The sequence below is a fragment of the Streptomyces sp. NPDC046862 genome (assembly GCF_040704615.1).
In the GTDB taxonomy this organism is placed as follows: domain Bacteria; phylum Actinomycetota; class Actinomycetes; order Streptomycetales; family Streptomycetaceae; genus Streptomyces.
In genome coordinates this window covers 98889-107690 of the sequence record NZ_JBEYXP010000045.1, presented here as the reverse complement: position 1 = coordinate 107690, position 8802 = coordinate 98889, and the positions used below count along the sequence as shown (strand labels likewise).

At 67.8% G+C, this 8802-nt stretch carries 4 protein-coding genes; 2 read left to right on the top strand and 2 right to left on the bottom strand.

From position 1 onward, the window contains the following. Positions 1 to 60 precede the first annotated feature (60 nt). Together AB0959_RS38160 and AB0959_RS38155 are read left to right on the top strand one after the other, a co-directional pair. On the top strand, positions 61 to 936 hold the full coding sequence (locus AB0959_RS38160; protein WP_366831366.1) for a helix-turn-helix transcriptional regulator: 876 nt from the start codon (positions 61 to 63) through the stop codon (positions 934 to 936). Next, on the top strand, positions 933 to 1142 hold the full coding sequence (locus AB0959_RS38155) for a DUF397 domain-containing protein (RefSeq protein WP_366831359.1): 210 nt from the start codon (positions 933 to 935) through the stop codon (positions 1140 to 1142). Before AB0959_RS38160 ends, AB0959_RS38155 begins: the two co-directional genes overlap by 4 nt. A 62-nt stretch (positions 1143 to 1204) precedes the next feature. Here AB0959_RS38155 and AB0959_RS38150 read toward each other — a convergent pair whose 3' ends face one another. Both AB0959_RS38150 and drmD read right to left on the bottom strand, forming a co-directional pair. Next, positions 1205 to 5362 (bottom strand): DNA methyltransferase, encoded by a 4158-nt coding sequence (locus tag AB0959_RS38150; RefSeq protein ID WP_366831358.1) that lies wholly within the window; start codon positions 5360 to 5362, stop codon positions 1205 to 1207. Further along, positions 5362 to 8631, bottom strand: a complete 3270-nt coding sequence (drmD, locus tag AB0959_RS38145) for a DISARM system SNF2-like helicase DrmD (protein ID WP_366831357.1) — start codon at positions 8629 to 8631, stop codon at positions 5362 to 5364. Before drmD ends, AB0959_RS38150 begins: the two co-directional genes overlap by 1 nt. Between the last annotated feature and the right edge of the window lie 171 nt (positions 8632 to 8802).

Sequence of the window (8802 nt, the reverse complement as noted above, 5' to 3'; positions counted from 1 at the left end):
GCCCTACCGGTCCTACGGGTACGGGCGTTGCGGCACGGCGGTACGACGAAGGGGTGCGGTATGTCGGTGGACGGCGAGGTACGGCGGCTCAAGAGCGAGGCGGACGAGCCGGGGTGGGAGGTGGACCCGGACGACGACTGGGGAGTGGCCGTCGTCGCCACCGTGGGGCGGCAGTTGAGGCTGCGGCGGGAGTCTGTGGGGATGCGGGCCGCCGAGTTCGGGGACGCGGTCGGGTACGGCGAGGACATGGTCTACAAAATTGAGGGAGGGAAGCGGATCCCCCGGCTCGACTATCTGGACAAGGCGGACGAGGTGCTGGGGGCGGGTGGGCTGCTGGCGGCGATGAAGGAGGACGTGAAGAAGGTCAGGTATCCGAAGAAGGTTCGGGAACTGGCCAAGTTGGAGGCGCAGGCGGTTGAGATCGGCGTGTACGAGAGCATCAGCATCAACGGCCTGTTGCAGACTCCGGAGCATGCACGAGCGCTGTTCGAGTCGTGGCAGCCTGCGTACTCGCCGGAGGAAGTCGAGCGGTTGGTGGCCGCCCGAGTGGGCCGGCAGTCAGTCTTCGAGCGATCACCCGCGCCAGCACTCAGCTTCGTGCAGGAAGAGGCGACGCTCCGGCGTCCTGTCGGAGGCACAATGGTGTGGCGACAGCAGCTTGAATGGCTGCTGGAGGTAGGGCGGTTGCGCAACGTCACACTGCAAGTAATGCCGACAAGCAGCGATGCTCATCCCGGCCTCAACGGGAGGATCGAGATGTTGAAGTTCGAGGATGGTACGGCGACTGGGCGCTCGGACAGCGCGTTCAACGGTCGGCCGACCTCAGATCCAAAGCAGATCCGGATCCTGGAACTGAGGTATGGCACCATCCGGGCCCAGGCTCTCCCACCACGGGAGTCGCTGGCGTTCATCGAGCACCTGCTGGGAGAAACATGATCGACAAGGCCTCTGTCGGGGGCGCCTCCGAACTGGCGTGGTTCAAGAGCAGCTACAGCAGCGGCCCCGAGGGTGACTCGTGCGTCGAGATCGCCACCGCCCCCGGTACGGTGCACGTCCGTGACTCCAAGAGCATCGAAGGCCCGCAGCTCGCGCTCATGCCTGGCGCTTGGGCGCACTTCGTTACGTACGTCTCCGAAGGCTGACGCCTTAACGGTACGCGCTCCGAACCTGGTTGTCGCCAGAAGCGGAGCGCCTTGGCACACGCTCAAAACAAGGCGTCCGGTTTGGAGAACAGCCCGCCGTCGTCGAAATTTTCTTGGGAGCGCTGGGGACTCCGCGCTGTGGCCCTCGCTTTCGCCTTGACCTTACGAGCGGCGGCCCGCCGCCGCTTCGCTTCTGGCGTGTGCTCCCCCAGCTTCACTTCTTCCTCATACCGGCTGTGGTTCAACTCAAGGAGTAGGTCCAAGACCTCAGTCTGGGCGCCGGGGGACATCGTGTAACGGGTGCCGCGTCGTGTCTCGTGAAAGCCATAATTGAGGTCTACGTCCCAGCCGTACTCGGCCAATACGGCATAGTCGATCCTCTGATGGACTTCTCTGAGTGCGACGATATGGGTAGAGGCATCCTCACGGGAGTGAATGCGCTGCGACAGTGGTGTTAGAGCGAGACCTGTCTTCTTTTGGAGAGTTTCCAGCTCCATGCCAAGCCCGGCGAGTTCGTCGCTCAGTTCCGGGAGAGGAAGTGGGGAACAGCATGTTGTCGGCGTATAGACGAGGTCAGCTGTGCGTTTCGGGCCGTGCTCTACGGTCCACCAATACTGGAATTCGCTGCTGCGGAAAGCAAGCTCGGCGTAGCTTTCGGTTGGGAAAACTACTAGTTGTTGATCGAATACGGATGTGTTGGGTACAAAAGATGGCAGCTGGGTGCTGCTAGTTTGGGCAATTACCATCACCCGCGCTAGGCCGTTAATGGCATCCAGCATAGCGGGGCGCTCTTTCTCGTACCGCCACCAGTGGTCCCTATTTGACTTGGTCTTGCTCAACATCCTGGACGGCTTGACATCGCGCTCCGCGATGGCGAAGACGTCAGCGTAGCCTTCTGCTTGGGCCATGGTCATTTCGGAAAAATTGATCACCCATCTGCTGGCGGAGCGGTCTGTGCGGGAGTTGAGATCGCTTCCATTAAGGTACGGGAACAGGACATCCTTATTCTTAGGATCCTCAGAAATCAGCTGGTGGGCCAGGGGGGTTTCGATTGCGAAGCCGATTCCTGTAAGGATTACGCCTTGAAACGAAGTCCCCTCGTTCGCGGCAAGTTGGATCGGCCTTCCCGTTGCCCGCGATTTAGGTGTCAACAATGTTGTGATCTCGTTTACGCGCTCATTAGCGAGAAACACGCCCTCCCGGGGGGCCGCCGTCGCAGTGAGCCATACGAGCGCAACCTCGATGCTGGCGGTACCTGGCCATGGGAGGGATTTGATCGCTCTATAGATTCGCCATCCGTTCTCAGTCGCTTGGTTGAGTCCGACCTCACGAGTTTTTCCCTCGGAAATGCTCTTTGTGGCGATAATTCCACAGCGTCGTTCGCGGGCCAGAGTCAGATTGCGCAGCATGAAATATGCGCACAAGTCTGCACTCCCTCGCTTCCCGTCACCAATCCGACTGATTAGATACTCGCGATAATCCTGGCCCAGGGAGCCCGTAATCAGCTGACCGCCACTGAATGGCGGATTCCCCACCACCACATCAAACCCAGTTGAGCCCCCCACCCCCATAATCTCCGGAAACTCCAACGGCCAATGCAACGGCCGCACCGCCTCCGCCCGAGGCCCCTTCAGCCATCCCTCAACGATTCCCCGCGCCCGAACCGCCGCCTCCTCAGCCCCAGGACCACCCCCCATCGCAGTCACGATCAGCCCGGCCACAGCCTCCAACCGGTTCCGATACGCCCGCGCCTTCGCGTCCTCCTTGGCCTCCGCGAACGCCGCGCGCCCCCGCGCCCCGCCCACGTTCTCCTCACCGGAGATCTCGGATGCTTCCTCATCAGAGATGCCCTCGGCCGCCAAGGCCGCGCCCACCACCGCGTCGGCCGCCAGCCGCAGCCGGTCACTCAGGGACTCGGCTTCCGCCAGCAACTCCGTCTTGTCCCGGACCACGCGGATGTCGTTCACCGGAGTGGACTCGATCTTGCGCCGCAGCTCCGCAGCCTCCGACAGCAGCGTCTCCGTGATGTCCAGAGCCCGCGACACCTCCGGACTCAACTGCCGTGCCCCGGAGTCCAGATGGAACGCCTTGATCTGCTCGATGTCGATGACGCCGACCAGCGAGTCCCCGCACCTCAACGCATGGTCCAGGAACGAGAACGGACGGCCCTTCGCCAGCGTCACCAGCCACAGCGACAGCTTCGCCAGCTCCACCGCCATCGGGTCGCGGTCGACGCCGTACAGGCACCGATCCGCCACCAACCGCCGTGCGATCTGTTGCAGCTGCTCGTGGTCGTCGCGGTCCACGTCCTTCGCGATCTCAGGAGGCAGCTCCTCCTCCCGCAGCCACGCCTCCACCACCCGATCCGACAGATACCGGCAGGCGGACACCAGGAACGCCCCCGACCCCATCGCCGGGTCCAGCACCCGCAACTTCAGCAGCGCGTCCGCCGACTTGGCCTGCCAGACACCCGGCGCCGCGCCCTCGGCAGGGCCCGGCGCGTAACACAGCGGAGCCAGCGTGTGCTCGACGATCTCCTCGGCCAGCGCCTTCGGCGTGTAGTGCGTGCCCGTGTCGCGGCGGTTGCCGGAGCGGACCACGACGACCGAACCGGCCGGCCACACCTTCGGCTCGTCCCGCAGATCGAGCCCGTACAGGCCGGAGAAGGCCACCGCCCGCTCCACCAACGACGCGTCACTGCCGCACGCCGTCTCCAGCTGGGCCGTCACCGTGCCGGACTTGGCCTGCGCGGCCGTCACCGTGGCCGGCTTCGTGCCCGCCGCCGCCGCGACCGCGTCCGCCAGAGTCCCGGCGGCGGCCCACTCCTCCAGGCGTGCCAGCGGCAGCACCGCCTCGTACTTCCTGTCCCGCCCGAACGAGACACCGACGTACGGCTCGTCCGCCCACTGGCAGCCGTACTCCAGCAGACCCTCGTAGACGTGGCCGATCTGTTCGACGTCCAGGCCCTTGTAGGAGAGGCGCTCCTCGCCCTTGAAGCCCTTGCGGGCGCGCAGGGTCAGGAGCGCGTCGAGGATCTCGTACACCACCCGGTCGGTGACCGTGGCCCCGACCAGCCACGGGTAACGCGACGGGTCGAAGAGCGAGCCGCCGTACGCGGGGATCCACAGCCGGTCGTGCGTGCAGCCGCCGTGGATGGCGGCGAACAGGGCGAGCAGGCGTGGCCAGGTGGCCTCCTTGCGGTCACCGAGTTCGTCGCCGTGCAGACGCTTGGCGGTCCTCAGTTCCTCGTGGAGCGGGCCGACGGCGTACGACTCGTCGTACAGCTCGTCCCCGGCGGGCAGCAGCCGCTGCTCCTCCGCGTACAGGAGGAAGACGAGGCGCATCATCACGGTGAGCGCGCCCTCGTACACGTCCTTTGCGGGGACGCCGTCGAGGAGCTGCCCGCGCGCCTCCCGGTCAAGACGGGACACCTCCGCCACCAGCAGCGACACCGCCTCGCGGACCTGGCGGCCCAGCGTGTCGGTGACCTCGGACTGCGCCTTGGCGGTGCGTTCGAACAGGCCCGCCGTCGACTCGGTCGGCTTGCCCTCGGCGTCCAGCGGCGGACGGATCACCCGGCGGGCGGTGAGCAGGCTCGCGAAGGCGCGGGCCAGGATCGGTTCCTCGGACCACAGGTCCGCGTCGAAGACGGCGACGGTCGTCGCCTCCTTCGGGCGGGCGTGGACCAGTGCCCACTCGCGGCCGTTGGTGACCAGCGCCAGCGGTACGTTGCGGGCCCGGCACAGGTCGGCGGCCCGGTCGGTGAGGCCGGGCTGTTCGCCGCGCGGGCGGTTGAGGGAGGCGCCCCAGTCGTCCGTACGGAAGAACAGGGCGCGGGGAGCCAGTCCCGACTGCCCCGGACCGAGCAGGACCGCGTCGGGCGTGTTCGCGCCCGCGCGCAGCGACTCGGGGATCGCGGCGCCCTCGCGCAGGCCGGGCGCACGCCAGTCGAGCAGCTCGGTCAGGACGAACCGCTCCCAGGAGGACCGCAGCAGGGCCGGGTCCTCCTGGACCTCCGCCCAGGCCTGCCGCAGTCTGGCCCGTACGTCGTCGGGGATGGTGTCGAGGCCCGTCTGGAAGGCGCTTACCAGCACCGGCAGCGAGACGAACGGGCCGTCGGGGCGCAGCAGCCGCAGCCAGTCCTCGTGCTGCTCGGTGGGGGTGGGGACCGAGCCCTTCGGCGGGAACTTCCTCCGTGCGGCGGGGGCGGCGGTCGGCATCAGTGGCTCTCCTGGCGGGCGGTGGCGGTGGCGGTGGCGGTGGCGGCGACGGGCGAGAGGGAACGGGGGACTAGGAAGGTCACGGCGACCGGGAACCAGCGCGGCGAGGGATCGGCCCAGCGCCGGCGCAGCGCGGCCGTTTCCGTCTCCATCACCTGCGGCAGCCGCTTCCAGCGCTCCTCCAGGGCCTCACGGTCCGCGTGCAACTGGTTCCGTTCGTCGTCGATCTTGAACAACGACTCCTGCTCCCAGTACTCGCTGCCATCCAGGCGGTCCCGGATCGACTGCCTCAGGTCCGTGAGGACCGCCCGCATGCCCTCCACCTCCTCCTCGCAGCGCTTGGCGAGCAGTGTTTCGAGGGAGCGGAAGCGGCGGTTGGCCTGCGTGTTCAGGGCACGGCCGAGGCGGTCCTCCAACTGTGGCCACAGCGCCGTCAGTTCGGTCCGTACGCCGTCCGCCGGAAGTTCCTCCGTCGCGGCCGCCAACCATGCCTCGACCTCGTCCTTCTTCGCCGCCGAGAGCTTGCCGCCCTCGATGAGCCCGCCCGCCGCGATCACTTCCTCGTGCAGGCGCGCGCCGCCGCTGCCGGTGATGACCACGCGGCCGTGCGCGACCACGGCGGGCTGCCGCAGCAGCCCGTCCGGCACCACGCGCGCCGTCACCCGGGACAGCTTGGCCCTCGATGCCTTCTTCCAGAGATCGGCCCGCAGCAGCGTCAGACACATCTGCACCAGCCGGTGCCCCAGGTGCAGGTGCACCACGTCCGTACGGTCACGCGCCTCGGTCTCGTCGAAGACGACCGGGCGCTCTTTGCCGGTGAGGGGGTGCCGTAGACCGTCGTTGCGGGCCCGCGCCCAGGCTCCGGTCAGCTCCGGAAGCCGGAAGCAGCGGGCGCCCAGCCGGGGCTGGGGATCGGGGACCTCGGTGAGGTCCTTGCCCTGGCCCAGCAGCAGTCCCGTGCGGACCACCCGCTCGACCGTCGCCGCGCTGAGGTGCAGCTCCTGACGGCTGCCGGCCAGTGCCTCCACCAGGCGTTCGAGATCCCGCGCCAGATCCCGCTCGACCTTCAGGACGGCCCTCCCGGACCGCTTGGTGATCTCGGCGTCGGCGGTGGTCCAGCTGGAGCGGCGGCCCAGCATCTTCTGCTCCACCTGCGCGGCGATCACCTCGCCCGCGCTGCCCAGGTCCTCACGGATGCGCTCGGTCTTGCGGGCGGCCACGGCGAGGAAGTGCAGCTCGTCCTCCAGGGCCCCGTCCTCGTAACCGGAGTCCGTCTGGAGGTCGTGGGCCGGGTCGAAGCCCTGCCAGCCGCCGGGCACGAAGTGGAACACGTCCACCTGTTCGGCCTTCTGCCCGTGCCGGTCCACGCGGCCGTTGCGCTGCTCCAGACGGTTCGGGTTCCAGGGGATCTCCCAGTGCAGGACCCGGTGGCAGTGTGCCTGGAGGTTGATGCCCTCGCTGGCCGCGTCCGTGCCGAGCAGGATGCGTACGGGCGACAGGTCGGGGCTCTCCTGGAAGACCTGCTTGACGCGTTCGCGGTCGTCCCGGTCCTGGCCGCCGTACAGCTGGGCAATCCGATCCGCCGGGTAACCGGCGGCCAGCAGCTGCCCGTACAGCCAGCGCTGGGTGTCGCGGTACTCGGTGAAGACGATGACCCGCTGGTCCTCCCAGTCGCCCTTCGGCCCGTCGGGGCAGACGATCCCGTCCAGCCACTCACGGAACCGCTCGAACTTGGCATCAGGGCGCTTGCCGGCCTCGCCCGCCCAGACGTCCAGCTCCTTGAGGAGGGTGTGCTCCTGGACGCTGAGCGGGCGCATCGCCTGACGGGCCGCGGTGAGCGCGCGCTCGGCAGCCTCGGCCTGCTCCTGCTCGTCCGCCTCCTCGGCCTCCTCGACCCCTTCGATCAGCGGTCGCAGTACGCGGACGCTCGGGGCGGGCTCCTCCTCCGTGGTGGCCCGCCGTGCCGTCATGGTGCCCAGGTGGGTGTGCACGGTCTCCGCGAAGGCCTTGGGTGACGACAGGAAGCGCTTCTTCAGCAACGTCGTCACGAAGTCGGCGGCCGTCCCTCCCGCCTTTCCGTCGCCCTGGTCACCGCGCCGGGAACGGGCGTACTCCGCCAGCTTCGCGTACGCCGCGCGTGTCTCGTCGCTGTGGTCGATCTCCAGCGCGTGCGGCAGACGGCGAGGGAAACGGGGCTTGCCGTTCCACAGCGGCGGCAGCTCCGACTTCATGCGGCGCACCATCACGCGCTTGAGCTGCTCGTCGGTCGGCTTGACGCCGACGGCGAACCGGTGCGGGTCCAGCATCTCCAGGAGAGCCGTGAAGGAGTTGAGGAAGCCGTTGTGCGGGGTCGCGGAGAGGAAGAGCCGGTGCTCACAGTGGGGAGCCAGCAGCTTCACCGCCTGGGTGCGCTGCGAGTCCACCGCGTACTTGCCCGTCCCCGACGGGGCACAGGTGTGCACCTCGTCCACGACCAGCAGGTCGAAGGCGCGCGGGTACTCCGGCACCTGGGGCAGTACCTCGCGCAGCATCCGCAGCGGACGCTCACGCTTCAGCCAGTCGATCGAGACGATCAGCCGCGGATGGTGCGTCCACGGGTTGGCGTATGGACCGGCCGCCCGGCGCAGCTCGCGCAGCATCTTCGTGTCGACGATCCGGAAGTCCAGACCGAACTTGTCCCGCATCTCGTCCCGCCACTGGAGGGTCAGCCCGGCGGGACACACGATCAGCATGGAGCGGGCACGGTGCCGCAGCATCAGCTCCTGCATCACCAGACCGGCCTCGACGGTCTTGCCGAGACCCACGTCGTCGGCGATCAGCAGATTCGTACGGGGCATGGAGAGGGCACGGACCACCGGGTCCAGCTGGTAGTCCTGGATCTCCACACCGGAGCGGAACGGCGCCTGGAGCGCGGTCTTGTCGGCGGAGGCGATGGCGCCCCAGCGCACCGCGTCGAGAAAGGCGTCCAGCCGACCGGGCTCGTCGAAGCCGTTGTCGGGGGACGGCAACTCGTACTGGTCGTGGACGTCCGTCGCCTGCTCCAGCTCCCACACGACCCGCAGTTCCTCGTCGCGGCCGTCGCTCTCCAGTGAGGACAGCTTGACCAGGTGGGTTGTGGCGGCCTCGGCGGCGCGTGCGGGGTCGTCGCTCGCGGCGGTCGAGCGGACGACGTCGGTGACCACCCAGGGGCGGTGACGAACGGTGACGCGTTGACCGGGGGCCGGTACCGGTGCGATTGACGCATCCGGATTCGCCGACTGCGTGGTCATCTCGCTCGTCCCCCCAGCTTTCACGGACATCCCTTTCCCCAGCGGTCGTAAAAGTCTAGGTGCGGAGTGGGCGCTGATAAGCGGGTTGGACGGATGTGCTCCTGCTGTACCTGCTGCCCGTGAATGTCTCGTCAGCGTCTCCCACGGCAACAGAAGGGCCCGGTGACGCCG

Coding starts and splice junctions, on each gene's coding strand:
- AB0959_RS38160 (WP_366831366.1), top strand. CDS start 61: ATGTCGGTGGACGGCGAGGTACGGCGGCTCAAGAGCGAGGCGGACGAG.
- AB0959_RS38155 (WP_366831359.1), top strand. CDS start 933: ATGATCGACAAGGCCTCTGTCGGGGGCGCCTCCGAACTGGCGTGGTTC.
- AB0959_RS38150 (WP_366831358.1), bottom strand. CDS start 5,362: ATGCCGACCGCCGCCCCCGCCGCACGGAGGAAGTTCCCGCCGAAGGGC.
- drmD (WP_366831357.1), bottom strand. CDS start 8,631: ATGACCACGCAGTCGGCGAATCCGGATGCGTCAATCGCACCGGTACCG.